Source organism: Tepidimonas charontis (assembly GCF_007556685.1).
Taxonomy (GTDB): Bacteria; Pseudomonadota; Gammaproteobacteria; order Burkholderiales; family Burkholderiaceae_C; genus Tepidimonas; species Tepidimonas charontis.
Genome location: NZ_VJON01000009.1, coordinates 16137 through 42702 on the forward strand (window position 1 = coordinate 16137; position 26566 = coordinate 42702).

Sequence of the window (26566 nt, forward strand, 5' to 3'; positions counted from 1 at the left end):
GCGCGGCGCGCTCTAATGCCTGGGCAGCCAGCGCCCAGCCGGACCCCGATGGCGCGGCAGCCTTGCTGGCAGCTGCGGTGGTGGCTGCTGTGCGGCGCTGCGGTGTGGGTAGCCGGCGTCCATGCGCAAGGCCTGCCGGCTGGCGTGCAGCAGGCTTTGCAGGCCGCCCGTGTACCGTCCGACGCGGTCGCAGCGGTGGTGGCCGATGCGGCACCCGGCGGGCAGGTATGGCTGCGCCACCGTGCGGACGTGCCGATGAACCCGGCGTCGGTGATGAAATTGGTGACCACCGCCGCGGCGCTGGACCGCCTGGGCCCGGCGTACACCTGGCGCACCACGGTGCATGTGGACGGGCCCGTGCGTGCCGGCACGCTCCAGGGCACCCTGTACCTGCGCGGCGGCGGCGACCCCAAGCTAGTGGCGGAGCGCCTGTGGCTGCTGTTGCAGCGCATTCGCGATGGACTGGGCATTCGCGCCATCGACGGCGACATCGTGCTGGACCGCACGGCCTTTGCCTTGCCGCCGCACGACCCGGCCGCCTTCGATGGCGAGCCGCTGCGGCCCTACAACGTCGGGCCAGATGCGCTGCTGGTCAATTTTGGCGCCCAGGTGTTCACCTTCGTGCCCGACACCGAGGCCGGTGTGGCGCGCGTGCAACTGGAGCCGCCGCTGGCAGGAGTGACGCCGCCCGTGCCGGTGCCGCTGGCCGACGGGCCGTGTCAAGACTGGCGGGCGGCGCTGCGCGCCGATTTGTCGGATGCGCTGCGCCCACGCTTTGCTGGGCGCTACCCGCTCAGTTGCGGCGTACGGTCGTGGCCAGTGGCGCATCCGCAGCCACCGTATTTCGCCGCGCGCGCGGTGGCAGGGCTGTGGGCACAGTTGGGCGGGCAGTTGACGGGTGCGGTGCGCGCAGGCGCGGTGCCTGCGGGCTTGCCCGCCCGTCTGGTTTTCGAGTCGGTGCCGCTCGCGGAGGTGGTGCGCGACGTCAACAAATTCAGCAACAACGTGATGGCGCAGCACCTGCTGCTGACGCTGGCGCTGCCGGCACCGCAGGAGGAGGCACGCCGCGCGGAGGGGGTGGTGCGCCCGGCCAGCGTGCCCGATGGGCAAGCCCTGCCCCCGGCAGCACCGGCCACGTTCGAGGCGGCGCGCGCTGCACTGCAAGCGTGGTGGCGTGAGCGCTTCGGCACGCAGCCGAGCCCGCCCGAGGTGGACAATGGCGCCGGGTTGAGCCGCGACGCGCGCACCACGGCGGCGGCGCTGGCGCAGCTGCTGCAGTGGGCGTGGACCCGCCCGTGGATGCCGGAGCTGCTGTCCACACTGCCGGCAGCGGGCATCGACGGCACCCTGCGGCGCAGTCCGATGCCGCCTGGGGTGGCGCACCTGAAGACCGGCAGCCTCGCCGATGTGCAGGCCTTGGCCGGGGTGGTGCATGGGCCGCAGGGGCAGCGGCGGGTGCTGGTGGCCATCGTCAACCATCCCAACGCGCGGGCGGCGCGCCCGGCGTTGGATGCCCTGGTGCAGTGGGCGGCAGCGCTACCGTAAACGAAGCGCTGCCGCACTGGGGGCGCGTGGTGCCAGGACGACGGATGGCTGGCCGTGGTAGGCGGCGAACGGCGTGCTCAGGGCTCGATTTCGATACGCCCGGGGCCATTGGCGGCAGACACGTCGAGCGCGCGCTGGGCAGCGATGATCATCTCCGCCGCTAGGGTGCGCCAGTCGGCCACGGTGTCGTGGTGCGCGGCGCGCGTGTGCACGCCGATACTCAGGCTGATGCCGCCGGCGCCCCTGTGGCCGGGGCGGGCGCCAGCATCGGCGGCGACTTGACGCAAATCACTGGCCAGTACCAACGCGCTGGGAATGTCGGCGTCGGGCAGCACGACGACGAAGGCGCCCGGTGCCCAATGCGCGAGCAGTTCGTGCGTGCGCAACCGTGCCTTGAGCGCGGGCACCAGGCGGCGCTCGGCGCGCCGCACCGCCGCCGCGCTCAGCTGTGCGGCCTCGTCCAATTGCAGGGCCAGCACGGTGGTGTGCAGGCCGCGCCGCGCGGCCAGTGACAGCATGCGCACCAGATAGTCCAGTGCAGCACTGGCATTGTGCAGTCCACTGCTGCGCTCCAGCAGCGGAACGGCCGGCCGTGCACGCGCCGCGCCACTCATAGGCCAGGGCCGATGTGGACGTCCACCGCCCCCGCGCCGTCCACCGATCCGTGCAGGCGGTCGCCGGGCTGAACGGCCGCCACCCCTTCTGGGGTGCCGGTGTAGATCACGTCGCCGGGCTGCAGGTGGTAAAACAGCGACAAATCGGCGATCAGCTCGGGCACGCTCCAGATCAGGTCGGCGATGTCGGCCCGTTGGCGGACCGTGCCGTTGACCGTCAGCGCGATGGCGCCGCGCGACAGCGCGTGTCCCGGCATCGGCGTCACCGCACCGCACACTGCGCTGCCCTCGACATCTTTGCCCAGACACCAGGGGTGGCCCTTGTCGCGCAGACGCAGCTGCACGTCGCGCCGGGTCATGTCCAGGCCGACGGCGTAGCCATAAATCAACTCGTGTGCCTGCTCGACGGGTACGCGATGGCCGCCGCGCCCCAGCACCACCACCAACTCGACTTCGTGGTGAAAGTCGTGCGTTTCGCTGGGGTAGGGCAGGGTAGCCCCGCTGGGCAGCAGATGCACCGGCGACTTGGTGAAATAAAACGGCCGCGCGGTGGCCTTGTCGATGGCAACGCCCATTTCGCGCGCGTGGGCGTGGTAATTGCGCCCGACGAAAAACAGCCGATATACGGGCAAGCGGGCGGCGCCGTCGACGGTGGTGAGCACGGCGGGTTGTGGGGCGGGCCAGAGTTCGGTGGTCATGGTGGGGCAGCGCATCAGGCGGCAGGTGCCAATGGTACGCCATGGCCGACCGTAGGGCGGGTGGGGTCGTCGCACACTTCGTAGATGCCGAGTTTGCGGTGCAGGGGTGCTTCATCGGCGATAAACAGAAACGAGGGACGCTCGATGCAGCGGTTGCGCAGCGTCACCAGTTCATAACCGGGGGCGCAGCAGGTGTCGGCTTCGTCCAGCGAGAAGGTTTGTGCGCCGATGGTGACGTCCACGGCCCCATCGATGAGGTGAAACACCTGCGCGGGCGAGCGCGCCGGCAGGGTAAGCGTTTGGCCGGGGCGCAGCATCAGGGCGTAAAAGCCCAGTATGTTTTGCGCGTCTTCGCCGGTGGCGGGGTTGGTGTAGGTCAGTTGCACGCAGGCGCGCTGGGGGTCGTCCGCCGCCAGCGACAGCAGCGCTGCGCGGGTCTCCACCCAGGGATAACGCAGCAGTGGGGTGCGGGGATTGTCACGGGCGAATACGGTGGTCGGCGCCAAGCCGGCGCGCGTCCAACCGCGCTCGCCGTGGCGGGCGTGGGTGTGTTGGCGTGTGCCGGTTTCGTGGTAGCTGGCCTCCAGCGCGTAGATCAACGGCAGGTCCAGCACGTCCAGCCAAACCACGGGTTCGGTGCCGTCGTGGCCATGCTCGTGCCACAGGCCCGACGGGGTCAGAATCAGGTCGCCGCGCTGCATGGGGCAGCGCTCACCGTCGACCGCAGTCCAGGCACCCTGACCCTGCACCACCATGCGCACCGCATTGGGGGTGTGGCGGTGGGCGGGCGCCCATTCGCCCGGCAGCAGCAGCTGCATACCCAAGTAAATCGCTGGGGTGGCTTGCAGGGCCTCGGGACCGTGGCCGGGATTGGCCAGCACCAGCACGCGTCGCTCGGCCTTGTCGATGGGGGTGAGTTCGCCGGCGCGCAGCAACAAGGGGCGCAGCGCTGCGTAGGACCAGTGCACCGCCTGGGTGGCGCGCGCTGGCCGGTTGGCGGGCAGCAGCGCGCGCAGGTTCGGCCACAGCGGCACCAGATGGTATTGACGCAGTTCGTCACGGTAGTCGGCGGGCAGTTCGTCCAGACGGCCCAGGCGGTCGCTCATCGGGGGTCTCCTTGTTCGGGTGGTTTAGCCCTGTTGCAGGCAGCTGCCGACGTGCCAGCCGTACAGCCATTCCAAGGCGTCGTAGAAGCGCTCGGCGGGACGGTCGCGCCACATTTGATTGCGGATCAGGCGCTCCACCCCGCTGGCGTGGTAGATACGGCCCATTTCTCGGCTGCTCAGCACCACGCGGGCGGTGCGCGCTACGCGGTTGCGTTGGTACAGGTCCAACGCCGCCGCCCAATCGTGATCGGTGTGGCGCAGCGCCTCGCGCAAAGTCACCGCATCTTCCAGCGCCATGCAGGCCCCCTGTGCCATGTACTGCGTCGTGGGGTGGGCGGCGTCGCCCAGAATCGTCACCCGCCCGAACACCCAGTGCTCGATCGGGTCTCGGTCCGCGGTCGCCCAGCGTTTCCAGCTCCGGGGCAGATCGATGAGCTGGCGCGGCAGCGGATGGATATCCTGGAAATAACTTTGTACCTCTTCTCGACTGCCCTCGCGCACCCCCCATTCTTCCGTCTCGCGGCTGTGGAAGGTGACGACGACGTTGTATTGTTGGCCGCCGCGCAGCGGGTAGTGCACCAGATGGCAGCGGGGCCCGGCCCACAGGCTGGCCGCGTTCCATTGCAGCGCTTCGGGAAAGTCCGCTCGATCGACGACGGCCCGGTAGACGACGTGGCCGGTGACGCGGTGCGGGTCGCCGACGAATTGCGCCCGCACCACCGAGCGCACCCCATCGGCCCCGATCAGCGCCTGGCCGCGCCAGCGCTGGCCACGCTGGTCGATGATCGTTACACCGATGTCGTCGGGCTCGACGCGCACGATGCGCGTGTCGGTGTGAAGGCACACGCGCTCGCTGGCCTGCACACCCTCCAGCAGCGCGGCGTGCACGTCCACGCGATGGATCACCGCATACGGATTGCCAAAGCGCGCACGAAATGTGGCCCCGGTGGGCACCCGGGCCACCAGGCTGGTGTCCAACGCGTCGTGCATCACCAGCTCATCAATGTAGACGGCTCGCGAGCGCGCTCGTTCCCCCACGCCCAGGGCGTCCAGGGCCGAAAAGGCGTTGGGCCCGAGTTGGATGCCGGCGCCGATTTCACCGATCTGGGCCGCCTGCTCGAAGACTTGCACGGCATAGCCCAATTGGGCCAAGCCGAGGGCGGCGGCCAAGCCCCCGATGCCGCCGCCGACGACGAGCACGGGTTCGGTTTGAGGGGCGGCGAACGTGATCATGGCTCGGCGCTCCAGGGCGGGAGGTTAAGGATTGACGGAATCGGGGAGTGAATGTCTAAGCGCATACATATTATCAGTACACTGATGATCAGTATAAAATTTCACCACGATCTTGAAATACGGGTTATCCCTTGGCAGCTGGGTGTCACTGCGGCGTTGCCGAAGGCTGGGGGCATGCACAATCACAGCCATGAGCGCATCCGCTGCCATCGTCGATCTCAATGCCCAGCCGGGGCACGTGATCCGTCGCCTGCATCAGATTGCAGTGGGGATTTTTTTGCAGGAAACCGCTGCGCACGGTATCACCCCGGTGCAGTACGCTGCCCTGCAGGCGGTGGCCAACGAGCCGGGCATCGACCAGCGCACCTTGGCCAGCCGCATCGCTCAAGATACATCCACCACGGCGGGTGTGGTAGACCGCTTGCAGGCGCGCGGTTGGCTGCAGCGCCAGCCCGATGCGAACGACCGACGTGTGCGCCGGCTGGTGCTGACGCCCGAGGGGCAGGTAACCTTGCGTGCCGTGGTGCCAGCCATGCAGCGCGCGCAGGCGCGCATTCTGGCCCCGTTGACCCCGGCGGAGCGTGCGCTGTTCATGGCGTTGCTGCAGCGCTTGGTACGCGAGAACAACGATTGCAGCCGCGCCCCAGCGGCTGGAACTTGAGCCGGCGGTCACGCCAACGCTCGGCCAAGGTGCGACAATCACAGGCCATGAATGCTGCGACACCTGCTGAATCCGTCGTCGAGTTGATGGCCACCCTGGGCCAACAGGCGCGCACTGCCAGCGCCGCCATGGCGCGCGCCACCGCCGCACAAAAAAATGCCGCGCTGCGCGCGCTGGCGGCCTTGCTGCGGGCGCACGTGCAGCCGCTGCTGGCGGCCAATGCGGTCGATCTGGAGCGTGCGCGCGCCGAGGGCTTGAGCGAGCCGATGTTGGATCGGCTGCGGCTCACACCCAAAGTGATCGAAACCTGCGCCCAGGGCTGTGAGCAGCTGGCTGCCATGCCCGACATCATCGGCGAGATCATCGGCCTGACGCAGCAGCCCAGCGGCATCCGTGTCGGGCAGATGCGCGTGCCCATCGGCGTCTTCGGCATGATCTACGAAAGCCGCCCCAACGTCACCATCGAGGCCGCGTCGCTGTCGATCAAAAGCGGCAATGCCTGCATTTTGCGTGGCGGCTCCGAGGCCATCGAGTCCAACCGCGCGCTCAGCGCCCTGGTGCAGCAGGCACTGGAACAAGCCGGGCTGCCGAGCGCGGCGGTGCAGCTCGTGCCCACTACCGACCGCGCCGCCGTCGGCCAACTCATCGCCATGCCCGAGTACGTGGACGTCATCATTCCGCGTGGTGGCAAAGGGCTGATCGAGCGCATCAGCCGCGAGGCCAAGGTGCCGGTCATCAAACACCTGGACGGCAACTGCCACACTTATGTAGACGACCCGTGCGACATCGAGCTGGCGCTGCGCGTCACCGATAACGCCAAGACGCAAAAATTCAGCCCCTGCAACGCCACCGAGAGCCTGCTGGTGGCGCGCGGTGTGGCCATGGCCTTTTTGCCGCGCATGGGCGCCATCTTTGCCGCCAAGGGGGTGGAGATGCGCTGCTGCCCCGAGGCGAAGGCCATTGTGGGCGTGCTGCCTGGCGCGCGTGTGCTCGACGCCCGCGAGGATGACTGGTACGCCGAGTACCTGGCGCCCATCATCAGCATCAAGATCGTGGACGGCGTGGACGAGGCGATCGCCTGGATCAACCGCTACTCCAGCCACCACACCGACGCCATCCTGACCACCGACTGGAACCACGCGCAACGTTTTTTGCGTGAGGTGGACTCCAGCAGCGTCATGGTCAACACCAGCACCCGCTTCGCCGATGGCTTCGAGTATGGGCTGGGGGCGGAAATCGGCATCAGCACCGACAAGTTTCACGCCCGCGGGCCGGTGGGTGTGGCCGGGTTGACTTCGTTGAAGTACGTGGTGCTGGGGCAAGGCGAAGTGCGCACGTGAGCAGCGTGCCGCGCCACACAGGGCTGGCGTAGTCGGACGTGTTGCGTCACACGTCGCCGCCTTGGCTGTGATCGTGTCAGTGACGGGGTGTTTCGGGGGTGGCGTGGAGGTCGACCAGCGTCATGCACGGCTTGGTATCACGAGCGCCGACTGGGTGCGGCCAATCGCTATCGAGCGCCGCGGCGCTGGTGCAGTTACCACCGTGTAGGCGGCAGTGGCCGCTGGTGTCGAGCCACGGGTGTCCGTGGCCGTGGCAGCCGATGTGACACAGGGCTGTCCGCGCCGAGGCGCTCAATGGCAACTGATTGGTGCGACGCGGCCGTGGCAGCAAGAGCGCTGGCGCGTGTATTCCCCACAGTTGCGCCGTGCGCAGCGCCAGCAGCTGGCCGCGCAATTGCATCACTTCACGCTCCAGGCGCTGGACTGCTTGGTGCCACTCGCGCTGTGCGCGCTCGGCGTGTCGTTGTGCACGGGCCCACTGCCGGCAAATCACGGTGTAGTCGTTGTCGGCTCGATCCATTACGCGTTTTCCACTAAGCCGTTCAGTGCAAGGGAGGTAGCGCGGTTGGGCCTTCGGCATCTGGCGCTTCGGCGCAACCGGCGACGGCAGCCCGCTGCAACCAATCACGTGAAAGACGGTGCAGCACGATGGCCAGCGCCTCGGAAATGGCGGGATGGTCGGCCAACCGTTGCAGATTGCGCGACAGTTTATGAGCTGCATACGGGCAAAGCGGGCGATCGGCATCGCGCACCGCGTGGTAATGGAGCAGCGCAAGCGTGCCAGCCAGCAGCGGCTCTAGCGGCGCCAGTGGGGGTATCGAGGTCATCGTGGGGCTCCTTGAAAAACTCCGTTGCAGAACGGCAGGGGTGACTTGAGTGTAATACGAATCATTCGCATATGCAATAGAGGGTGACCGACACCCTCCTCGTCGGGCTCATTCTGGCGAGCACGGGTGAGTGAAGCGGCGTATCCGCGGCGGGCGGTGGTTGGCTGCGCGCGTGCGGGTGGTGTGGGTGACATGGATCGATTCGATGAAGGGATAATCCCGTCCATGACCAAACCACGCGTCGTCGTCGGACTGTCGGGCGGGGTGGATTCCGCCGTCAGCGCCTGGCTGCTCAAGCAGCGGGGCTACGAGGTCGTCGGCATCTTCATGAAAAACTGGGAAGATGACGACGACAGCGCCTACTGCTCCAGCCGGCAAGATTGGCTGGATGCGGCTGCGGTGGCCGACGTGATCGGCATCGACATCGAGCACGTCAACTTCGCCGCCGAGTACAAAGATCGCGTCTTTGCCGCCTTTTTGCGCGAGTACGAGGCTGGCCGCACACCCAATCCGGATATCCTGTGTAATGCCGAAATCAAGTTCAAGGCGTTTTTGGACCACGCCATGCGGCTGGGGGCGGACAAGATCGCCACTGGGCACTACGCGCGCGTGCGCTGCGTCACCCCGGATGGGCGGGTAGTGCCTGCCGATGAGGCCAGCGCCGGTGATGGGCGCTTCGAGCTGCTCAAAGGGGTCGATCCGGGCAAAGATCAGAGCTACTTTTTGCACCGCTTGACTCAGGCGCAGCTCAGCCGCGCCCTGTTTCCCGTAGGGCATTTGCACAAGCACGAGGTGCGGCGCCTGGCGGCCGAGATCGGCCTGCCCAATGCGCGCAAGAAAGACTCCACCGGTATTTGCTTCATTGGCGAGCGGCCGTTTCGCGCGTTTTTGCAGCGCTATCTGCACGGCACACCCGGCCCCATCGTCGATGAGCACGGGCGCGAGATCGGGCGCCACGTGGGTCTGAGTTTTTATACCCTGGGGCAGCGGCAAGGCTTGGGTTTGGGCGGCATCCGAGGGGGCGACGCGGGGCGCGCACCGGGCGAGCACGCACCCTGGTTCGTGGCGCGCAAAGACGTGGCCAGCGACACGCTGTGGGCGGTGCAGGGGCACGATCATCCGTGGCTGCAGTCGCGTTGGCTGCATGCGCAGGACGTGAGCTGGATCGCGGGCGAGGCGCCGACGGCTGCCCGCTTCAGCGCCAAGACGCGCTACCGCCAAAGCGACGCTGCCTGCACGCTGCAGCTGACCGCGACCGGCTTTCGGCTCACGTTCGATGCGCCGCAGTGGGCGGTGACCCCTGGGCAGAGCGCCGTGCTCTACGACGGCGAGGTGTGTCTGGGCGGCGGGGTCATCGATCAATCGGAGGCGACGCAGCGGCCGCTGCCGGCGCGCGTGCAGTCGCCGCCGCGTCGGCCGGCGCGCCATGCGCGGTCTTCATCGGCATCACATGCACCCAAGCGCAGTCCAGCCGCACCGGCACCGACTGCCCCGGCGTCAGGCGCTGACGCTGCGGACCCGAGCGCACCACGCGCAGTTTGACGCCGTCCAGTCCCGCCACCGCCAGCTCGACGAAGCTGGTCTCGCCCAGGTGGCGCAGCCCCACCACCTGGGTGGGCAGCGTGACCGCACACAAGCCGCTGCCAACCGCCCCGGCCGCCTCCTCGCCCAGGTGCAGCGCATCGCCCTGAATGACCCAGGTCACCGCCTGCCCGGGGCTGAGCTTGCCCTTGTCGCGCACGCGCAGGCGCAGCGCAGTGGGCTGCCCGTCCGGCGTCAACCACGCCAGCCAACCCGCCCCGGCGGCGCGGTCGGCGTCGTCCAGTGGTCCCAGCCAGCGCCCGGCAAAGCGGTTTTGGATGCCCAGCAAGTCGGCCACGCGCGCGTTGCGCGGCGAGCGGTAGATCTGGTCGGGCCGTCCTTGCTGCAGCACCACGCCGGCGTCCATCACCACCAGCCGGTCGGCGAGCTGGCGTGCCTCGTGCAAATCGTGCGTCACGAGCACGATCGGAATGTGCAGCGACTGTCGCAATTCCGCCAACAGATCGTAGAGCCCCTGACGGGTCATCTGATCCACTGCCGAAAACGGCTCATCCAGCAGCAGCAGGGCGGGCTCCCGCGCCAGCGCACGTGCCAGCGCCACGCGCTGTTGTTGGCCGCCGGATAGGGCGGCGGGGCGGCGCGTCTGTTGGTCGGGTGACAGGCGTACCCGATCCAGCCATTGCGCCGCGCGGCGCTGGCGCTCGTGGCGCGGCAGATGCAACAGCGCCAGGGCCACGTTGTCGCGCGCGCTCAGGTGCGGCATCAAGGCGTAGTTTTGAAAGACCAGCCCCACGTGGCGCCGCTGTGGCGGCCAGCAAACCCCAGCCTCGGTGTCCAACCACACCTGACCAGCGACGACGATGCGTCCTCGTGCAGGCCGCATCAACCCGGCCATGCAGCGCAGCATCGACGTTTTGCCCGCGCCCGAAGGGCCCACCAGCGCCACCACCTCGCCGGGAGGGCAGGCAAAGGCGCCGTGCAGCGGCATGGGTTGCGCTTGTTCGACCTCTACCCATAACGCGCCTTCCCGATCGCGGGCTGCCCCAGCGGCGGTGGTGGTTCGCGCCGCGCCGGGAGCCGCTGGCGCAGCTGCCGGCTCGCGCTGGATGCCCGTGGCGACCGAGGTGCTCATCGCGACTTGATGAGCCGCGCAGCGGCGAAAAACGACGCCGCCACCGCCCCCAGCGACAGCAGCAGCAACACCAGCGCCATGCGGTCGGCGCTGGCCAGATCGAAGGCTTGAACCCGGTCGTAGATGGCAATCGCGATGGTGCGCGTCTCACCCGGGATATTGCCCCCGACCATCAGCACCACCCCAAACTCGCCCAAAGTGTGCACGAACGTCAGCACCATCGCCGACAACAGCCCCGGCCACACCAGAGGCAGCTCGATACGCCAAAAGGTGGACCATGCCCGCAGGCCGCTGACCGCTGCCGCTTCCGCCAGTTGTGGCGGGATGGATTCGAACGCACGCTGGATGGGCTGCACGATAAACGGGATGTTGAACACGACCGAGGCCACCAACAGGCCGAGAAAATTGAAGGTCAAGCGCAGGTCGAACTGCGCCAGCAGCCAGCGCCCAAGCGGTGAGCCGGCCCCCAACGTCACCAAGAGATAGTAGCCCAGCACGGTGGGCGGCAGCACCAGCGGCAAAACCACCACAGCCTCCACCAGCGCCTTGCCACGTAAGCGGGTGCGGGCCAGCCAGCGCCCCAGCCACAGCCCCAGCGGCAGCAGCACCGCCAGGGTGGCAGCCGCCAACTCCAGCGACAGCACGAATGCAGGCCAGTCCATGGCGCACGCATCGGTTCAGGACGCCGGGCTCGGCAATTCGAAGCCGTAGCGCTGCAACACCGCTCGGACCTCGGGGGTACTCAGGAACGCATAGAAAGCCTGGGCGGAGGGCGGCGCGCCGCGCAGCAGTACCATGCGTTGCGCCAGCGGCTGGTGCCACGTGGCGTCGATCAACGCAAAGTGGCCGCGCGCCGCCACTTCCGGCGCCAGCGCAAGCGCGTAGGCGATGATGCCACCCTGTGTGCCACCGGAGGAGGCGAACTGCACCGTCTGCGCGATATTTTCGCCCAGTACCAAATGCGGCTGTATGGCAGCCCACAAGCCGGCGTGCTGCAGGGCTTCCCGTGCGCGCATGCCGTAGGGGGCATGCTCGGGCGAGGCAATGGCGAACTTTTTCAGGCGACCGTCCTGCAAAGCAGCAGCCAGATCGCGCAACGTGCCGTCGGCTTTCAACGGCGAGCCGTGCGGCACGAACAGCCCGATGCGTCCGATGGCGTAGCGCTGCCCCCGATCGACGGTCAGGCCCGCATCCGCCAGTCGATACACGAACGCCTCGTCAGCCGACAGAAACACATGAAACGGCGCACCCTGCAGGATCTGGGCGGTGAACTGCCCCGAGGAGCCGAAAATGAGCCGCACCCGCTGGCCATGTTTGCGCTCGAAGAGGGCAGCGATTTCACTCAGCGCAAACTTCAGGTCCGACGCCGCCACTACCGTGGTACTGTTGCCGGACTGGGCGCGTGCCAGCGACAGCGCGGAGCCGAGGGCGGTCGACGCCGCCCACGCCAGCCAGTGACGGCGGCGCAGGCCGAGGTGCCGGCGCCATGGGGGCGGTGCAAGGCGGTGGTGCGCGCCGGGCGCGCGCGCATCGGTGAGGGCAAGCATACTCGGTGAAGCGGTGACGTATTGCACGGAAAGCGATACGGTGGACGGCAGGCGCCGCACGCGGCTGATGGTCACAGCGGCGGGCCCAATGGACATCGGGCCCAGCATAACGCAGGTGTGCGCGGTAGTGCACAGGTGCATGACCAGCCATCTGGGGGATCTCGATCGGCAGCCGCTCAACCGAGCGAGTACCCGGCCGCGCGCATCAGCATCAGCAACGCCACGCCGAGCGTCAACAGACCAAAGGCCCGACGCAGCACCTTGGGGTGGACGTGTCGCGCCAGTGTGCGTGCGGCCAACAAGGCGGCCACCGCCGCTGAGCCGAACGGCGCGGCCACAGGCCACGGCAGGGCGCCGTGCAGGGCGCCAGCGGCCACCCCGCTGGCCGAAACCAGCGCGATCACGGCCAGCGATGTCGCCTGAATGCTGCGCCAGTCCAGATCGCTGAACCGTTGCAGCGCCGGGATGATGACGAACCCGCCGCCCACGCCAAACAGACCACTGAGAACACCCGCAGCCAGCCCCGTGGCGCCCAGCGCACGCGCGCAGCGCGTGGTCCAGCGCAGCCGGCCTTGGACCGGGTCGAGTCGGCAGGGTTGGTCAGGCGGTGTGTCCAGTGCTTCGTGGGCCGGGCCACGCCAGCTGCGCCAGGCTACGTAGAGCAGCAGGGCCGAGAAGGCCAGCAGCAGCGGGGTCGCTGGCAGCCGTGCGGCCAGCCACACCCCTGCCGGTGCCCCCAGCATACCCAGCACGCCCATCCAGGCTGCTGCGCGGTAGCGCACGATTCCCTCGCGCAAACCCAACAACGCCGCCAGCGTGGCTGCCGCACATACCGCGATCAGGCCGGTGGGGGCGGCTTGCGTGAGTGGCAGGTGCAGCCCCAGTACCAACAGCGGTACCGCCAAAATACCGCCGCCGGCACCGGTCAGCCCCATCACGATGCCCACCGCCGCCCCCAGGGCCAGTGTTTGGCCGAGCGCCGGTGTTGCCAGTGCAGTGGCCAGTGAGAGGGGCAGCGCAGACAGGTCCATTCCTCGGTACCGGAGTGGTTGAGTAACACCAAGCACTGGAGTGCGCATCCCCTCACGGGCGCGGCGCCACCCGTTCGTCACGCTCGCGCCACGGCCCAGACGCCACGCCCAGCGCGCCGGCGGTCACTGCCGGGCCGCCAACCGATCGGCATCGGTATGCGGGTCCAGCATGATCCATTGCGCGACGCCGCGGGCCGTGTGATCAGACGCACCGTGTCGATTCGACACTGACCCGCGCAGCCCGGGCGTTGTACGCGCGCCGGCCTCAAAACGGAATGTCGTCGTCCATGTCCTCGAAACCGGTGGCCGCCGCCGGTGTGGCTGCCGGCGCCGCACGGCTGGCCGCCGGCGCGCTGCTGCGCGCCGCAGCCGGGGTGGCGGTGCGCGGGGCGATTGCGCCGTCCTCGGCTGCGCCGCCCATGCCTTCCCGGCTGCCCAGCAGCTGCAGCTCGGTGGCGATGATGTCCACCGTGTTGCGTTCGATGCCGTCTTGGCCGGTGTACTTCCCGTATTTCAGGCGGCCCTCGACATAGACCGGGCGGCCCTTTTTCAGATACTCACCGGCAATCTCGGCCAGTCGGTCGTAGAAGGTGACGCGATGCCACTGGGTGTCCTCGACCGTCTCACCGGTGTTGCGGTCCTTGCGGCGGCTGGAGGTGGCGATGCTGACGCTGGCCACCGGTTGACCCGATGGTAGGTAGCGAATCTCGGGATCGCGGCCGCAATTGCCGACGAGGATGACTTTGTTGACGGATGCCATGGCGAAAGTCCTGGAAAAAGGGGGGAGGCTGCGCGGCGGCTCGCGCCGGGCCGCGTGCACGAGCGCATTGTGCCGCAATGCAGGCGCGGCGAGTTCCCCCGGTTGGGGGAGCAGGGCCTGTACACGCTGCGCCCAGCCCCAAGCGGCGCTGGGCGCGGTCGGATGGGGGACCAACCCCAGTGCCGTCACGGCGTGGCAGCCGTGGCCGCGGCGGCGGGTGCGGGCGCCCGCAGGCCCCAGCTCAGGCACAGCCACAGCGCGCACACCACGGCGCCGCCGGCAAAAATGGCGGTTGGCCCGTGGTGCTGGGCCAGCCAGCCGCCCAGCGCGCCACCGGCAAACAGGCCCAGCGATTGCAGGGTGTTGTAGACCCCGAGCGCGGCCCCGCGCGCCGACGGTGGCGCCAAGCGCGAGGTCAGGCTGGGCTGGCTGGCTTCCAGCGTGTTGAAGCCCAGAAAGAACACCATCAGGGTCAGACCCAGCGCCAGCAGCCCAGCGTGCGCCTGGGCGGCCCACCACAGTGCCAGTTGGGCCAGCAGCAACAAGCCGATGGCGCCGCGCAGCACGGCGGCCAGATGGCCACGCCGCTCCAGGCGGAACAGCACGCCGCCCATGATCAGGAACGATACGACGAGTGCTGGCAAATAGACCTGCCAGTGTGCGGCTTTGGGCAGGCCCGCCTGCACCAGCAGCGCCGGCACCGCCATCCACAGCGCCATCTGCAGAGTATGCAGCAGCAGCACACCCAGGTTCAGGCGCAGCAGCGCCGGGTCGCGCAGTACGGTGCGCAGCGCATGGGGGGTGGGCAGGCGCGGGCGCGCCGGTTCAGCGGGCACACCCCACTGCACCACGGCCATGCCCAGCAGGGTCAGGGCGGCCGTCAACGCAAACAAACCGGACAGGCCCACCGCGCCGGCCAAGGGCGGCGCCAACACCAGCGACAAGGCAAACACCAGTGCAATGCTGGCGCCCACCAGGGCCATGGCTTTGGTGCGCACGGTGTCGCGGGTCAAATCCGCCAGCAACGCGGTAACGGCTGCCGAAATGGCGCCGGCACCTTGCAGGGCGCGTGCTGCGATCAGGTGGTCGATGTGCGTGGCCAGCGCTGCCCAGACGCTGCCGGCGGCAAACACCGCCAGCCCCGCCTGGATGACGCGCTTGCGGCCCCAACGGTCGGAGGCCAGCCCGAGCGGCATCTGCAACAGCGCCTGGGTGAGCCCGTAAATACCCAAGGCCAAGCCGACGCGCTCGGGGTCGTGTCCGCCGGGCAAGCGCGCTGCTTCCAGCGCGAAGACGGGCAGCACCAGAAACAGCCCCAGCATACGCAGCGCAAAAATGCCGGCCAAAGCGGCGCTGGTGCGGCGCTCATCGGCGGTCATGCGGGTGGCGGTGGGCGAAGCGGCGCCAAAGGCGGTCATGCGGCGGTGCGGTCGAGCCAGACGTTCAAAAACCGCCATTGTGCCGCAGCGCCGCACATCGCGTGCGGCGCCCGCGATACCCCAGTGTGCATCAGTCGACGCTGGCGCTGCCTGGCGTTGCCGTGAGCGCGCTGCGGTACGCCCCGCAGCCGATCAGCAAGTCCTGAGACAGCGGCTCCACGTACGACGATTTGGCACGCACTTGCCCGGTCACTGGGTTGATGATGTTGTACTCGATCCAGCCGCCGCCCTGGTCGGCCCGATGCCAGGCGTCCTCCATGAAGCGCTCGGCGTCGATGCCTGGCGCGTCGTGAACGCGGGTGCCCACCTTGTTGCGGTCCAGGCCCATCACATGGTAGGTGCCGGCGCGGTCCAGCACGAAGATGTAGAGGTCGCGGTCGACGAAGGGACCGTGAGTGTTTTGAAAATCTTCCTTGGCGCGCTCGTAGCCGACGGCTTGGATATGCGCCACCGCTTTCTTGACGAGCTGATAGGCCTCGTCGGCGGTGCCCTGGCGCAGCTTCATGTGCCGCACGGCCTCGTCGAGTTCGTGGGTGCGCTGCATCAAGCGGTTGGCGCGGTGCGTGGTGCGCTCCACCATCGCCGAGTTTTCATAGGTGACTTTGTCGAGGTCGCCTACCGCGGCCACCACCTCGGCCAGCGCAGTGCTCTGCTGGCGGCTGGCTTCAGCCATCTCGCCGATGCGCGCGGCGATGTCACGGATGCCGCGCACCAGCGCCGCCATCGCCTCGCTGACGGTGTGGATTTCGCTCACCGTGACTTGCACGCGCTGCGCGGACTCGTCGATGAGCTGGCGCACTTCGTTGGCGGCTTCTTGACTGCGCTGCGCCAGGCGCCGCACTTCGGAGGCCACGACGGCGAAGCCACGCCCGGCCTCGCCCGCGCGCGCCGCCTCCACCGCCGCGTTGAGCGCCAGGATATTGGTCTGGAAAGCGATGCCGTCGATGGTGCCGATGATCTCGGTCATACGCTGCGAGGTGGCTTGCAGCGACCCCAGGCCGCCCACCGTGTGCTGCATCAGCTCGTTGGCGCGCTCGGTTTCGGCATTGAGTTGGGCCGTCAGGCGCCGGATGTCATCCGCGCCGGCGGCGTTGGCCTGTACCGTGTCGGCCACCTGGCGCACGTTCGAGGTGGTCTGCTCCAGGCTGGCGGCTTGGCTTTGCGTGCGCTCAGCCAGTTGCTGGCTGTCTTCCACCAACTGCAAGCCCACGTGGCCAAGCACGGCGGCAGCGCTGCGCACATCGGCCACCAATTCCGACAGATGCGCCAGCATATTGCGCAGGCGCTGGCTCATGTCGGCCATTTCGTCGCGTCCAGGCAATACGGCGTCGCCTGTGAGGTCGCCCTCGGCGGCGCGGTCGATGGCCTGGTTCAGATGCGTCAAGCCGCCGACGGTGGCGCGATAGAACGCTGCCATGCCGTAGGCCAGCAGCAGCAAGACCACGGCGCACACCGCGGCGATGGCCCCGATCATGACCTCGCGCTGGGTCGAGCGCGCCGTCAGGCGTGCCTCGGCGCGCTGCAGCAACTCGTTCATCAAGGCGGTTTGCGCCGCCACCGCTGCATCGGCCAGCTTGAAATAGTCAGCGGCGTCGATGGTCATCGCGGCGGTGCGCAGGTGCGCATCGGTGGCACGGATCAACTCGTCGGTGCTGCTGCGAAACGCGCCCCATTGGGGTGGCACCGTCTCGCCACGCCGCTGCAAGGCGTCGAGCCGCTCTTGCAGCGCTGGCAACAAGGCCGTGATCTGGTCGGTCGTGCCAGCCAGCCGCACCACGTTGGAGAGGATGACCGAGTCGGTCATCGCGTCGGGGTGGGCCAGTTGTGCCGGTCCGCGCCCACGCAGCATGCTCGAGACCTCGCGCACCGCCGGCAGCACCGACAGCGCCATGCGCGCCTGGTGACTGACCACCGGATCCGCGTCCAATTCGAGTTGGGAGAAGTCGGCCACCAGGCCAATCAGCCGGTGCAAGCGCGCCAGGTGCTGCGTGGTGTCGGCATGTTGCACCGGCGGGTTGTCGTCGCCGGCAGCGGCGCTTTTATCGATGGCCTGGCGCAGCGGCAGCCACGCGCCTTCGACATTCCAGTGGGGGTGGCCAGCGAGGGCGGAGTCGGCCTCGGCCAGCGCCTGCCGCAACGGCGCGCGCGCCGCCTCGCGGCGTTGCTTGAGGGCGTCGTTGCCGCTGTTGAGCGCATAGTCCGTCAGGTCACGCCACGTTTGCAAGCGTTCGCCCAGCACCAACAAGGCCCGCGCCGCCTGTAGGCCGGCACGGGCTTCGCGCGCCTGCTGCGCGTCACGCCAATGGTCCAGCGCCAGCAACCACGCCACCGCCAACAGCGGCAACACCACCACTGCGGCCATTACCAGCATTTTTACGGGCATCGAAATGCGCTGCAGCAGCGCCACGGCGGGGGCGGTCAATGGGCCTAGCATGGGTCGACGTTCATCTGGGTTGCTGCTGGGCGCGCAGCGCAAGAGCGCAACAGGGGGAGCCCCAGGCTGTTCAGAAATACGACGCGTATGAGTATCCGGTAAATCGGCCGTATTCGCGCCCACGGCACATACGGGAAAACCCGAATAGAGGTCTCTTTTTTTATTCTTTTTGTGACAAGCAAGCCGGGCGCGTCGAAGGTTGCGGGTGCGCAGACACGCGCAGGCTCGGGCGGCGGGCGTGCCTGCTCGGGCAAGCCCAGTCTGTCCTCGTCCGTTGCCGCCTGCGTCAGCCGCTGTCGCTGCGTGTCCAGCGACTCAACCGAGCCGGTGGCCTTTGGCGGCGTGCGCGTCCGCTGTCGCTGCGTGTCCAGCGGCTCACGCCAAGGCCGCGCGCATGCGGCCGATCACCGCTTTGTAGTCGGGCTGACCAAAAATGGCGCTGCCGGCGACAAAGGTGTCGGCGCCGGCGTCGGCGACGCGGCGGATGTTGTCCGCCTTGATGCCGCCGTCCACCTCCAGCCGAATGTCCTTGCCGCAGGCGTCGATGCGCCGGCGCGCCTGCTCCACCTTGCGCAGCGCGCTGTCGATGAAGCTCTGCCCGCCAAAACCGGGGTTGACGCTCATGATCAAGATCAGGTCCAAGTCCTCGATCACCCAATCCAGCACATCCAGCGGGGTGGCCGGGTTGAACACCAGGCCCACCTGGCAGCCGCGCGCCCGGATGGCCTGGATGCTGCGGTGCACGTGCGTGCTGGCGTCGGGGTGAAAACTGATCAGATCGGCGCCCGCATCGGCAAACATCTGCGCCAGGGCGTCGACCGGCTGCACCATCAGATGCACGTCCAGCGGCACCGGGCGACCGTCAGCAGTGGTGCAATGGGGTTTGAGCGCCTGCGCCACCCCCGGGCCGATGGTCAGGTTGGGCACATAGTGGTTGTCCATCACGTCGAAGTGAATCCAGTCGGCGCCAGCGGCAATCACACTGCGCACTTCCTCACCCAAACGGGCAAAGTCGGCCGACAGGATGGATGGGGCGATACGGTAGGTGCGGGCAGTCATGGCGACAAAACGACGTTGCATCCAGCGCCCTATTGTCGGCTTTTTTCTCCATCACGCACGGCGGCTACCATTGGGGTTTCGCAACGCCAACCATCAGCTTTTCCGATGCCACAGACGCCGCCTCACGTGCCCCCCGCGGATTTATTGGCCCCCGCTACTGACGCCGATGGCGTGACTGTGCGGTTGTGGTTGCGCGCCTGGGTGGCCTGGCTGCGTGGCGAGGGGACGGACGTGCGGGCAGTGCTGGCCCGACTGCAAGCGTGGCTGCAGGCCGTTGAGGCCGATGCGCAGGCCCAAGCGCGTCTGGCGCACGCGTGGCAGCGCTTGGGCGCGGCGGCCGCCGATTGGGCTCCGTTGTTGGCCGATGAAGGGATTGCGCGCCGGCCCGAGTTCGTTGCTGAGTTGGCGCATCGCCTGCGCCGACATCTGCTGCCGGTGTCGCCACGCACCACCGACAGCTCCGAATGGTTTGGCTGGGTATTCGACGACGAGCGCGACGCCCGCTGGCTGGCGGCGATACCGGCGCGGCAGGTGCAGCGTCTGCAGCAACTGCTGGCACCTGAGGGCAACGGTGCGCCGCCGGTGCCGGTCGTGTGGCGTGGCGTCTTGCTAGACGCATTGGCCATCTGCACAGCGCACGTGGCGGTCACCTTGGTAGAGCCGGAGGTGTGGCAGCGTATGGTGCCGGCATCACGCCGTCTGCGTGCTTTCGAGGGCCTGGCGCGCAACCTGGATGCCTTGCGCAGCACCGTGCGCGCGCACGGCCCCCACGCTGCGCCGACCCAGGCTGCGGTGGATGCGCTGCGTGCCGCGCTGGATGCGTGCCGCCACGCGGCCTACACCGCCTATGCCCATTTGGATGAGCATGGCATTTCCACGGCCGTGGTGTTTCGCCTGCACCAACTGCGTGAGCGTGTTTTGCGGGCCAAGCGCCTGCTGGAAGCGCTGGCCAGTCCCAACCCGGAGCGGGCAGCGATGCATCTGCTGGCGCGGCTGGTGCGTGCCAACCACCAGGCGCGCCGCATCGGTCCCCTGGTGGCGCGGACGTCGCAGCTGCTGGCGCAACGGGTGGCCGAGCGCAATGCCGAGACCGGGGAGCACTACATCAGCCGTAACCGCACCGAGTACTGGGCGATGCTACGTCGTGCGCTCGGTGGTGGTGCGGTACTGGGTCTGACCACATGGAGCAAGTTGGCACTGACCGCATTGGGCCTGAGCGCCTTTTGGGGCGGCTTGGTGGCGGGGCTCAATTACGCGGCGTGGTTTGTGCTCATCATGCTTTTGCATTGGACGGTGGCGACCAAGCAGCCGGCGATGACGGCCCCGGCCTTGGCCGCTCGTTTGAAGCACCTGCACAGTCGCGAGGCGGTGCTGCGGTTCGTCGACGAGATCGCGCACCTGTTGCGATCGCAAGTCGCAGCCATCGCTGGCAATTTGCTGGCGGTCGTCCCGACGGTGTGGCTGCTCGACTGGGGGTGGCGCAGTGTGAGTGGCAGCCATCTCGTCGATGAGGCCAAGGCGCTGCACTTAATTGCGACCCACCAACTCTGGGGGCCCACCCTGTTGTTTGCCGCCGGCACCGGCGTGCTGCTGTTTGCCAGCAGTCTAATGGCGGGCTGGGCGGAAAACGCCTTCGTGCTGTACCGGCTCGACACCGCTTTGGCCCACCATCCGGCCTGGATACGCTGGCTGGGGCCGCAACGGGCCCAGCGCTGGGCAGCCTGGCTGCGCAGCCACATCTCGGGGCTGGCAGCCAACGTCTCCCTGGGCCTGCTGCTGGGGCTGGTACCCGCCCTACTGGGCTTTTTCGGCCTGGGCTTCGACGTGCGTCACGTGACTTTGGTGACCGGGCAGCTCACGGCGGCGCTGGTCGCACTCGGCCCGCAAGCCCTGATGCAATGGGACGTTCTGTCGGCGCTGCTGGCGGCCCTGCTGGTTGGGCCCATCAATTTGGCGGTGAGCTTTTACCTGGCATTTCGGCTGGCGCTCAAGGCGCAGGGCATCAACGCGGTCAACCGCCAACGCATCCGTCAGGCGCTGCTGTACCGTTGGCGCAAGGCACCGGGCAGCTTTTTCTGGCCCCCGGCGTCCGAGCCTGCGCCGCGCGGTTGAGGCGCGTGCGGCAACCAGGGGCACGGAATCAGGGCGATGGGCGAATTCGACCTCATCCGCACCCACTTCTGGCGCGCCGCGGCCATACGGCCCGACGGCAGCGGCGTGCTGCTGGGCAACGGCGACGACTGCGCGCTGCTGGCGCCGGCGCCCGGCATGGCGCTGGCGGTATCGAGCGACATGCTGGTGGCGGGGCGCCACTTTTTGCCCGATGTCGATCCCGAGGCGTTGGGTCACAAGGCGCTGGCGGTCAATCTGAGCGATCTGGCCGCCATGGGGGCGCGTCCCCTGGGATTTACGCTGGCGCTGGCGCTGCCCCGGCCCGATGCGGATTGGCTGGCGGCGCTGGCGCGCGGCCTGTTTGCCTTGGCCGATGCCCACGGCTGCACCTTGGTGGGCGGCGACACCACCGCCGGGCCACTCAACCTGTGCCTGACCGTGTTCGGCGAGGTGCCCGCCGCGCAGGCCAGTCGGCGCGACGGTGCGCGCATCGGCGACGACCTGTGGGTCAGCGGCACACTGGGTGACGCCAGCCTCGGTCTGGCGCTGGCGCGGGGGCAATGCCACGCAGCTGCCTGGCCCGATCCTGCCCATGCGGCCTACCTGCGCCAACGCCTGGAGCGCCCCACCCCACGGGTAGCGCTGGGCCTAGCGCTGCGCGGGCTCGTCCACGCCGCCATCGACGTCAGCGACGGCCTGCTGGCCGATCTGGGCCACATCCTGGCTGCCTCCGGGGTGGCCGCCGAGCTGCAGGTGCCCGCGCTGCTGGCGGGCGCCCTGCACCCGGCGCTGCGTGCGCTGCCGCTGGCGCCGGCGCTGTCGGCGGCGCTGGCGGGCGGCGACGACTACGAACTGGTGTTCACAGCGGCACCTTCGCAGCGCAGCGCCATCGAACGAGCGGCGCAACGCGTCGGCGCGCGGGTGACGCGGGTGGGCCGCATCGTGCCGGGCGCCCCAGCCGCCCACGCGCTGGCCGACGGTGCGCAGCGCGTGCGCTTGGTCGATGCCGACGGCGCCCCTTACCCACTGCCGCCCGGTGTGCGGCTGGACGGCTTCGACCATTTCGCTACCATCGCCCCATGAACGACCGCACGTCCGACCCGACCGCCGAAGAATGCCCACGTGCGGCGGCCTCGGTGGTTCTGCTGCGCGACGGCCCGCAGGGGCTGGAAGTGCTGCTGCAGCGGCGCCATGCGCAATCGCGCGTACTGGGCGGGCTATATGTGTTTCCGGGCGGCAAGGTCGATGACGACGACGCCGATCCGGCCTGGGCGCCGCTGCTCGACACCCCAGCGGCGGCGCTGACGGTACCGTTGGCCGAGCCGGCCCTCAGTCCGGCCCAGGCCCAGGCCCTCTACGTGGCGGCGGCGCGCGAGCTGTGGGAAGAGGCTGGCGTGGCGCTGGTCGATGCGCCCGAGCGCTTCAGCGGTGTGGCGCGCGACGCTGCGGCGCTCGGGTGGCGGCAGATGCTGGTCGCCGCAGGCGTGCGTTTGCGCACCCAAGCCCTGCGCCCCTGGTCACGCTGGATCACGCCGCGTCGCCCGCCAGTGGGCACGCCGCGCTTCGATACACGCTTCTTTCTGGCCCGCTTGCCCGCGGGCGGGCACGCCAGCCACGACGCGCGCGAGATGACCGACACCCTGTGGCTGACGCCGCGCCAGGCGCTGCAGCGCTACTGGGCGCGCGAGATCGAGCTGATTCCACCGCAACTGATGGGGTTGGCTGAGCTGGCGCGTCATGCCGATGTCGCCAGCGCGTGGGCCGCGGCGGCCCACCGCACGCCGCCCTGCATCCTGCCCGAGACGTTCGACGACGGCGGCGAGCGCGCCATCTGCTACCCCGGTGATGCACGCCACCCGGTGCGCGAGCGCGCCTTGCCCGGGCCAACGCGCCTGCGCTGGGTGGGAGGGCGCTTCGAGCCCTACGACGGTTTTGAAGGATGGTTTCGATGAACGACCCCACGCCCGAGCGCACTTCCCGCCCCGAGCTGGCCCTGCCGTGGCCGGTGCCCTCGGCGCGCTTCATGTGCGCGCGCCTGTCGCACCTCATCGCGTTGTTTTTCGGTGCCGGGCTGGCACGCGTGGCCCCGGGCACCGTCGGCACCCTGTGGGCGTGGGCGGCCTTCGTGCTCATCGATGCAATGGCCGCCCCGGGCGACCTCGGCTGGGCGACCATCATCGCATGCGCTTTGCTGCTGGGCTGGTGGGCCAGCACCGCCACCGCGCGCCGCACCGGCATCGCCGACCCCGGCTTCGTCGTCATCGACGAGGTGGTGGCCTTTTGGTTGGTGCTGTGGATGGCCGCTCCCGCCAGTCTGTGGGGACAGACGGTGTGCTTTGCCCTGTTTCGCTTCTTTGATGCCGCCAAGCCGGGCCCCGTGGCGTGGGCCGACCACGTCTTCAAAGGAACGGGCTGGCGCGGCGGCTGGGGTGTGATGTTCGACGACCTGGTGGCGGCGTTCTGTACGCTGCTGGTGATCGCACTGTGGCGCTTCGTCTTCGGTGGGTGAGCGGCCATGACCATCGCGCCGCGTGACCCCCCTGTTCTGGCCTGCCACGGTATCGGCGCAGGTCCGGTTCAAGGTAAGCCGTGCCCCGGGGTGGTGCGCTCATGTTGGTCCGGGCGCTTGCAAACGCGACGTCCACGGCAAGCCTGGGTATTTCTACAGACCCCGCTCGGGCCGATGGACAGTTATTGATGCGAGATGCTGTTGATGCGGAATAAACGAACCTATGGCTTGTGACGACTCCCCAGGTACCGCACCGCTGCTGTGGGTGCCGGCGGCGGTGTGGCCGCTGTTGGGTGATCTGGCCACGGCGTTGCGGGCGCGCGGCTGGCACTTGGTCACCGCCGAGAGCTGCACCGGGGGCCTGGTGGCGGCGTGCTGCACGGCCTTGGCGGGATCGAGCGACTGGTTCGAGCGCGGCTTTGTCACCTACTCCAACGCCGCCAAGGTGGCCCAACTGGGGGTGGACGCCGCGCTGCTCGCCACCCACGGGGCGGTCAGCGAGCCGGTGGCACGCGCCATGGCCCATGGTGCCGCGCTGGCCACCCAAACGCAGGTGGCGTTGGCCATCACCGGCATTGCCGGGCCCACGGGCGGCAGTGCAGCCAAGCCGGTGGGCGCGGTCTGGTTTGGCTGGTGCGTGGATGGGCGGGTCGATGCCGAGGGGATGCGCTTCGACGGCGACCGCGCCGCGGTGCGCGCGGCGGCGGTCGAGTATGCGCTGGCGGGTTTGGTTAGGCGGGTTCGCGTGTCCGACGCTGGGGGCAGATGAGACCCACGTTTGACCGAATGGTGGTTCGTGGCATCAAGCGCGTGAGGGTACCGATGCCGGCAGCGGGTTGAAACGGCAGCCTACGCCGCACCGCAGCACTTCTTGTACTTCTTGCCGCTGCCACACGGACACGGGTCGTTGCGGCCGGGCTCGGGCGCTTTGCGCACCGTGGCCACCGGCGGGCCGAGCTCGCGTGCCACGTCGTGCAGGTCGTAGCAGGCCAGCACCGCCTCATGAAAGCGCTGCAGGCGATCCAGGCTCATGCTCGGTGGACCGTTGTCGTCGATGGGGTTGATTTCGGGAGGGGCCGTGTCGTCGTCCAGCAGGTCGGCAATCGCCCGCAGGGCATCTTCCCAGATCGGGCCCAGCTCGCGGTCGCGCGGCGTGCGCCAGTCCTCTGGCCAGGCCTCGACCGCGTCCATGAAACCCAGGGCCCACATCTGGGCAAAGGCGGGTAGGGTCGTGTCGTCCAAGGTGGCCAGCGCCTCGGCACGCCGCTCCTCGGGCAGGCCGGCCACGATTGAGCGCAGATCGATGACGTAGGGCTCCAGTCCTCCGTCGTCGGTCAGGGTTTCGATGGGCTGCTGCAGCGCCTGGGCCACCTGGTTCCAGCGCCGCATCCACAGCTGAATGAAAGTTTCGAATTGGGCCTCGTCGCGAAATTCCACGTCGCCCAAGCCGGAGGCACTGCGTTGCGCCGGATCGCCACCACTGAACAGCACCGGGAAGTACTCGCTGGGCTGGATCAGACGGCGGCAGCACAGCAGCGCCGTCAGAAACCCGTCGCAATACTCCCAGGTCGTGGGGACGCTGGCATGGCGCGACTTCAGGTCGTCCAGAATGCTTTCGAGTTGCTCGAAATCGTCGTCGCTCAGAGGCGCGTTCAGGGCGGTGGGCGGCAGCCCTTCGGGGTGGGCAGGTGCAGACATCACCGCAGTGTAGCAAGAGGGCCACGCCGGCCGTTGACCGGTCGTCGGTGTCGTGGGGGCTGGGCCTGCCGTTGCGGGGGCCCAAATGCCGGAGGGGCATGCGGATCGGCCGTTGGCCGCGCAGCGGGCTTACACCACCAGGTCGATTTGCTGCATCAAGCGTGCGTTGCCGTCTTCCGTCAGGTACATGCCGCTGCTGCGCAGCCGGCCCGCCTCGCCCAGAGCGAACGGCGTCGCCACACGCCCCAGGTGCAAGGCACCGACCCCGGCGTCGCCCAGGGGTTGCAGGCGCTCGGTGCCGGCACCGTCGCGCGTCCACACCAGCAAGCGCGCAAAGCCTGCATCGGCCGCGTCGATCCATCCGTTGCCGTCGTCGTCCAGGGCGGACAACTCGGCGAATCCGTCGCCAGTGAGCGCACCAAAAAGCTCGCGTCCGTCGTCGATTCGCCCATTGCCGTTGCGGTCCAGGGCCAGAAAACCGCTGCCGGTGGCGACGAAAGGAATGCTCTCCAGCGTGCCGTCGGCATCCAGATCGAATGCGAATCGGAGGTCGGAGAGGGCGGGCAGACCGGCATCGAGCGCCAGTACCAAGGGATCTTTGAGACGCTGCACCGCATCGCCGGCGCGCACCGACAGCGCGCGCACGTCGACGGTGGTGCTGTGCAGGGCGAAATCGAGTGCGAAGTCGATCTGGCGGCCGTCTGCCAGCGCCACGTGCCCGCTGGCCTGAAACGTCAGGTGCTGTTCGGCGACGTGAATCTCGACGCGGTCGTAGATCAATCCCCACCCCACCGAGCCGACCGAGTCGGGTGATGTCGCCGCGGCGGCCGCATCGACCGCCACGTCGAGCGAGGCCGAGGTGTGCAGCGCCTCGGCCCGGAAGACGCGAACTCTGAGGCCGGTGAGCGCTTCGATCATGCGCGCCAGCGTGCGCAAGCTGGGGTCGAGCGTGGGGTCATCGCCCGCGTTGCGGGTGGCGGCGGTACCGTCCGTGGTGCGGTCGCGTCGGTTGGTCGCGAGCGTTTCGCCGTGCGTGGCGGCGGGTTGCCCGCGCATCGGCGCTGCTGCAATGGCGGCGCGCTGGTCCTGGCGGGACGTGCCCTTGGGTCCGTGCGCCATCGGCAGCGGCTGCGGGGTCGCTGGCCGCTGGACGCGCGGTTCGGCACCGGCGCCGCTACCCGACCACGCCTGCAAGCGCTCTTGCACGGTGGTGTGGCGCTGGGCCTGCGCATGCGCGTGCCAGACCAAGTGGCTGTCGGTGATGTGCATGTCCAGAATA

General features: G+C 68.7%; 24 protein-coding genes and 1 pseudogene. 9 read left to right on the plus strand and 16 right to left on the minus strand.

Annotated elements, in window-relative coordinates; translation table 11 throughout:
• Positions 1-48: 48 nt before the first annotated feature.
• Positions 49-1545 carry a D-alanyl-D-alanine carboxypeptidase/D-alanyl-D-alanine-endopeptidase gene (locus Tchar_RS04245; RefSeq protein WP_144327839.1) on the plus strand — a complete coding sequence of 499 codons (1497 nt, stop codon included), beginning with the start codon at positions 49-51 and terminating at the stop codon, positions 1543-1545.
• Between the two features lie 77 nt (positions 1546-1622).
• Here the strand turns inward: Tchar_RS04245 and Tchar_RS04250 are convergent, their stop codons facing one another.
• The 4 genes from Tchar_RS04250 to Tchar_RS04265 are packed head-to-tail and all read right to left on the minus strand — an operon-like array spanning position 1623 to position 5196.
• Positions 1623-2159, minus strand: coding sequence for a nucleotidyl cyclase domain-containing protein (locus Tchar_RS04250; RefSeq protein WP_144327840.1), 537 nt, complete (start codon positions 2157-2159; stop codon positions 1623-1625).
• The gene (locus tag Tchar_RS04255; protein WP_144327841.1) at positions 2156-2857 is read right to left on the minus strand and encodes a fumarylacetoacetate hydrolase family protein; all 702 of its coding nucleotides are present in this window, start codon (positions 2855-2857) and stop codon (positions 2156-2158) included. Before Tchar_RS04255 ends, Tchar_RS04250 begins: the two co-directional genes overlap by 4 nt.
• Positions 2858-2871: 14 nt before the next feature.
• The gene (locus Tchar_RS04260; RefSeq protein WP_144327842.1) at positions 2872-3963 is read right to left on the minus strand and encodes a cupin domain-containing protein; all 1092 of its coding nucleotides are present in this window, start codon (positions 3961-3963) and stop codon (positions 2872-2874) included.
• 24 nt (positions 3964-3987) lie between these two features.
• The gene (locus Tchar_RS04265) at positions 3988-5196 is read right to left on the minus strand and encodes a 3-hydroxybenzoate 6-monooxygenase (RefSeq protein ID WP_144327843.1); all 1209 of its coding nucleotides are present in this window, start codon (positions 5194-5196) and stop codon (positions 3988-3990) included.
• A 190-nt stretch (positions 5197-5386) separates the two neighbouring features.
• Between Tchar_RS04265 and Tchar_RS04270 the strand changes: the two genes are divergently transcribed.
• Together Tchar_RS04270 and Tchar_RS04275 are read left to right on the plus strand one after the other, a co-directional pair.
• Positions 5387-5857 carry a MarR family winged helix-turn-helix transcriptional regulator gene (locus Tchar_RS04270; protein ID WP_144327844.1) on the plus strand — a complete coding sequence of 157 codons (471 nt, stop codon included), beginning with the start codon at positions 5387-5389 and terminating at the stop codon, positions 5855-5857.
• A gap of 86 nt (positions 5858-5943) precedes the next feature.
• Positions 5944-7197, plus strand: coding sequence for a glutamate-5-semialdehyde dehydrogenase (locus Tchar_RS04275; protein WP_408033537.1), 1254 nt, complete (start codon positions 5944-5946; stop codon positions 7195-7197).
• 76 nt (positions 7198-7273) lie between these two features.
• Here Tchar_RS04275 and Tchar_RS04280 read toward each other — a convergent pair whose 3' ends face one another.
• Positions 7274-7717, minus strand: a complete 444-nt coding sequence (locus Tchar_RS04280; protein WP_144327846.1) for a hypothetical protein — start codon at positions 7715-7717, stop codon at positions 7274-7276.
• Positions 7718-7739: 22 nt separating this feature from the next.
• A complete protein-coding gene (locus Tchar_RS04285) occupies positions 7740-8024 on the minus strand; it encodes a hypothetical protein (protein ID WP_144327847.1) in 285 nt (94 codons plus the stop codon).
• A 225-nt stretch (positions 8025-8249) separates the two neighbouring features.
• On the opposite strand from Tchar_RS04285, the gene mnmA reads away from it, so the two are divergent.
• Positions 8250-9566, plus strand: a complete 1317-nt coding sequence (gene mnmA, locus Tchar_RS04290) for a tRNA 2-thiouridine(34) synthase MnmA (protein ID WP_201739300.1) — start codon at positions 8250-8252, stop codon at positions 9564-9566.
• On the opposite strand, the pseudogene Tchar_RS13955 reads toward mnmA, so the two are convergent.
• From Tchar_RS13955 to rpe, 8 genes and pseudogenes are all read right to left on the minus strand, one after another.
• Positions 9529-10698, minus strand: a pseudogene (locus Tchar_RS13955) (ABC transporter ATP-binding protein); the annotation flags it as partial. The gene mnmA and the pseudogene Tchar_RS13955 overlap by 38 nt on opposite strands.
• On the minus strand, positions 10695-11360 hold the full coding sequence (gene modB, locus Tchar_RS04300) for a molybdate ABC transporter permease subunit (RefSeq protein ID WP_144327849.1): 666 nt from the start codon (positions 11358-11360) through the stop codon (positions 10695-10697). The pseudogene Tchar_RS13955 and the gene modB, both read right to left, overlap by 4 nt.
• A 15-nt stretch (positions 11361-11375) precedes the next feature.
• Positions 11376-12341, minus strand: coding sequence for a molybdate ABC transporter substrate-binding protein (modA, locus tag Tchar_RS04305; protein ID WP_236640207.1), 966 nt, complete (start codon positions 12339-12341; stop codon positions 11376-11378).
• 80 nt (positions 12342-12421) lie between these two features.
• Positions 12422-13276, minus strand: coding sequence for a sulfite exporter TauE/SafE family protein (locus Tchar_RS04310; RefSeq protein WP_144327850.1), 855 nt, complete (start codon positions 13274-13276; stop codon positions 12422-12424).
• Positions 13277-13541: 265 nt separating this feature from the next.
• Positions 13542-14036 (minus strand): single-stranded DNA-binding protein, encoded by a 495-nt coding sequence (locus Tchar_RS04315; protein WP_144327851.1) that lies wholly within the window; start codon positions 14034-14036, stop codon positions 13542-13544.
• A 185-nt stretch (positions 14037-14221) separates the two neighbouring features.
• A complete protein-coding gene (locus Tchar_RS04320) occupies positions 14222-15415 on the minus strand; it encodes an MFS transporter (RefSeq protein ID WP_144327890.1) in 1194 nt (397 codons plus the stop codon).
• A gap of 130 nt (positions 15416-15545) precedes the next feature.
• The gene (locus tag Tchar_RS04325; protein ID WP_161595448.1) at positions 15546-17909 is read right to left on the minus strand and encodes a methyl-accepting chemotaxis protein; all 2364 of its coding nucleotides are present in this window, start codon (positions 17907-17909) and stop codon (positions 15546-15548) included.
• Between the two features lie 375 nt (positions 17910-18284).
• The gene (gene rpe, locus Tchar_RS04330; RefSeq protein WP_236640208.1) at positions 18285-18989 is read right to left on the minus strand and encodes a ribulose-phosphate 3-epimerase; all 705 of its coding nucleotides are present in this window, start codon (positions 18987-18989) and stop codon (positions 18285-18287) included.
• A gap of 150 nt (positions 18990-19139) precedes the next feature.
• Here rpe and Tchar_RS04335 point away from each other — a divergent pair, with 150 nt between their 5' ends.
• The 5 genes from Tchar_RS04335 (at position 19140) to Tchar_RS04355 (ending at position 24358) form a co-directional block, all read left to right on the plus strand.
• Positions 19140-21080 carry a site-specific recombinase gene (locus tag Tchar_RS04335; protein WP_236640209.1) on the plus strand — a complete coding sequence of 647 codons (1941 nt, stop codon included), beginning with the start codon at positions 19140-19142 and terminating at the stop codon, positions 21078-21080.
• 36 nt (positions 21081-21116) lie between these two features.
• Positions 21117-22163 (plus strand): thiamine-phosphate kinase, encoded by a 1047-nt coding sequence (gene thiL, locus Tchar_RS04340; protein ID WP_144327855.1) that lies wholly within the window; start codon positions 21117-21119, stop codon positions 22161-22163.
• Positions 22160-23032 carry an NUDIX hydrolase gene (locus Tchar_RS04345; RefSeq protein ID WP_144327856.1) on the plus strand — a complete coding sequence of 291 codons (873 nt, stop codon included), beginning with the start codon at positions 22160-22162 and terminating at the stop codon, positions 23030-23032. Before thiL ends, Tchar_RS04345 begins: the two co-directional genes overlap by 4 nt.
• Positions 23029-23589: a phosphatidylglycerophosphatase A family protein gene (locus tag Tchar_RS04350; RefSeq protein ID WP_236640211.1), complete on the plus strand. Its 561-nt coding sequence runs from the start codon at positions 23029-23031 to the stop codon at positions 23587-23589. The genes Tchar_RS04345 and Tchar_RS04350 overlap by 4 nt, the downstream gene beginning before the upstream one ends.
• A gap of 223 nt (positions 23590-23812) precedes the next feature.
• Entirely contained in the window at positions 23813-24358 is a 546-nt protein-coding gene (locus Tchar_RS04355; protein WP_144327858.1) for a CinA family protein, read from the plus strand.
• Between the two features lie 80 nt (positions 24359-24438).
• Here the strand turns inward: Tchar_RS04355 and Tchar_RS04360 are convergent, their stop codons facing one another.
• Both Tchar_RS04360 and Tchar_RS04365 read right to left on the minus strand, forming a co-directional pair.
• A complete protein-coding gene (locus Tchar_RS04360; protein WP_144327859.1) occupies positions 24439-25287 on the minus strand; it encodes a UPF0149 family protein in 849 nt (282 codons plus the stop codon).
• Positions 25288-25416: 129 nt separating this feature from the next.
• Complete coding sequence (locus tag Tchar_RS04365; RefSeq protein WP_144327860.1) at positions 25417-26556, minus strand: hypothetical protein; 1140 nt, start codon at positions 26554-26556, stop codon at positions 25417-25419.
• Between the last annotated feature and the right edge of the window lie 10 nt (positions 26557-26566).

What these genes read in the sequence shown, in the direction of transcription:
- Tchar_RS04245 (WP_144327839.1), top strand. Translation starts at nt 49, where the DNA reads ATGGCGCGGCAGCCTTGCTGGCAGCTGCGGTGGTGGCTGCTGTGCGGC.
- Tchar_RS04250 (WP_144327840.1), bottom strand. Translation starts at nt 2,159, where the DNA reads ATGAGTGGCGCGGCGCGTGCACGGCCGGCCGTTCCGCTGCTGGAGCGC.
- Tchar_RS04255 (WP_144327841.1), bottom strand. Translation starts at nt 2,857, where the DNA reads ATGACCACCGAACTCTGGCCCGCCCCACAACCCGCCGTGCTCACCACC.
- Tchar_RS04260 (WP_144327842.1), bottom strand. Translation starts at nt 3,963, where the DNA reads ATGAGCGACCGCCTGGGCCGTCTGGACGAACTGCCCGCCGACTACCGT.
- Tchar_RS04265 (WP_144327843.1), bottom strand. Translation starts at nt 5,196, where the DNA reads ATGATCACGTTCGCCGCCCCTCAAACCGAACCCGTGCTCGTCGTCGGC.
- Tchar_RS04270 (WP_144327844.1), top strand. Translation starts at nt 5,387, where the DNA reads ATGAGCGCATCCGCTGCCATCGTCGATCTCAATGCCCAGCCGGGGCAC.
- Tchar_RS04275 (WP_408033537.1), top strand. Translation starts at nt 5,944, where the DNA reads ATGGCCACCCTGGGCCAACAGGCGCGCACTGCCAGCGCCGCCATGGCG.
- Tchar_RS04280 (WP_144327846.1), bottom strand. Translation starts at nt 7,717, where the DNA reads ATGGATCGAGCCGACAACGACTACACCGTGATTTGCCGGCAGTGGGCC.
- Tchar_RS04285 (WP_144327847.1), bottom strand. Translation starts at nt 8,024, where the DNA reads ATGACCTCGATACCCCCACTGGCGCCGCTAGAGCCGCTGCTGGCTGGC.
- mnmA (WP_201739300.1), top strand. Translation starts at nt 8,250, where the DNA reads ATGACCAAACCACGCGTCGTCGTCGGACTGTCGGGCGGGGTGGATTCC.
- modB (WP_144327849.1), bottom strand. Translation starts at nt 11,360, where the DNA reads ATGGACTGGCCTGCATTCGTGCTGTCGCTGGAGTTGGCGGCTGCCACC.
- modA (WP_236640207.1), bottom strand. Translation starts at nt 12,341, where the DNA reads ATGTCCATTGGGCCCGCCGCTGTGACCATCAGCCGCGTGCGGCGCCTG.
- Tchar_RS04310 (WP_144327850.1), bottom strand. Translation starts at nt 13,276, where the DNA reads ATGGACCTGTCTGCGCTGCCCCTCTCACTGGCCACTGCACTGGCAACA.
- Tchar_RS04315 (WP_144327851.1), bottom strand. Translation starts at nt 14,036, where the DNA reads ATGGCATCCGTCAACAAAGTCATCCTCGTCGGCAATTGCGGCCGCGAT.
- Tchar_RS04320 (WP_144327890.1), bottom strand. Translation starts at nt 15,415, where the DNA reads ATGACCGCCGATGAGCGCCGCACCAGCGCCGCTTTGGCCGGCATTTTT.
- Tchar_RS04325 (WP_161595448.1), bottom strand. Translation starts at nt 17,909, where the DNA reads ATGCTAGGCCCATTGACCGCCCCCGCCGTGGCGCTGCTGCAGCGCATT.
- rpe (WP_236640208.1), bottom strand. Translation starts at nt 18,989, where the DNA reads ATGCAACGTCGTTTTGTCGCCATGACTGCCCGCACCTACCGTATCGCC.
- thiL (WP_144327855.1), top strand. Translation starts at nt 21,117, where the DNA reads ATGGGCGAATTCGACCTCATCCGCACCCACTTCTGGCGCGCCGCGGCC.
- Tchar_RS04345 (WP_144327856.1), top strand. Translation starts at nt 22,160, where the DNA reads ATGAACGACCGCACGTCCGACCCGACCGCCGAAGAATGCCCACGTGCG.
- Tchar_RS04350 (WP_236640211.1), top strand. Translation starts at nt 23,029, where the DNA reads ATGAACGACCCCACGCCCGAGCGCACTTCCCGCCCCGAGCTGGCCCTG.
- Tchar_RS04355 (WP_144327858.1), top strand. Translation starts at nt 23,813, where the DNA reads ATGGCTTGTGACGACTCCCCAGGTACCGCACCGCTGCTGTGGGTGCCG.
- Tchar_RS04360 (WP_144327859.1), bottom strand. Translation starts at nt 25,287, where the DNA reads ATGTCTGCACCTGCCCACCCCGAAGGGCTGCCGCCCACCGCCCTGAAC.
- Tchar_RS04365 (WP_144327860.1), bottom strand. Translation starts at nt 26,556, where the DNA reads ATGCACATCACCGACAGCCACTTGGTCTGGCACGCGCATGCGCAGGCC.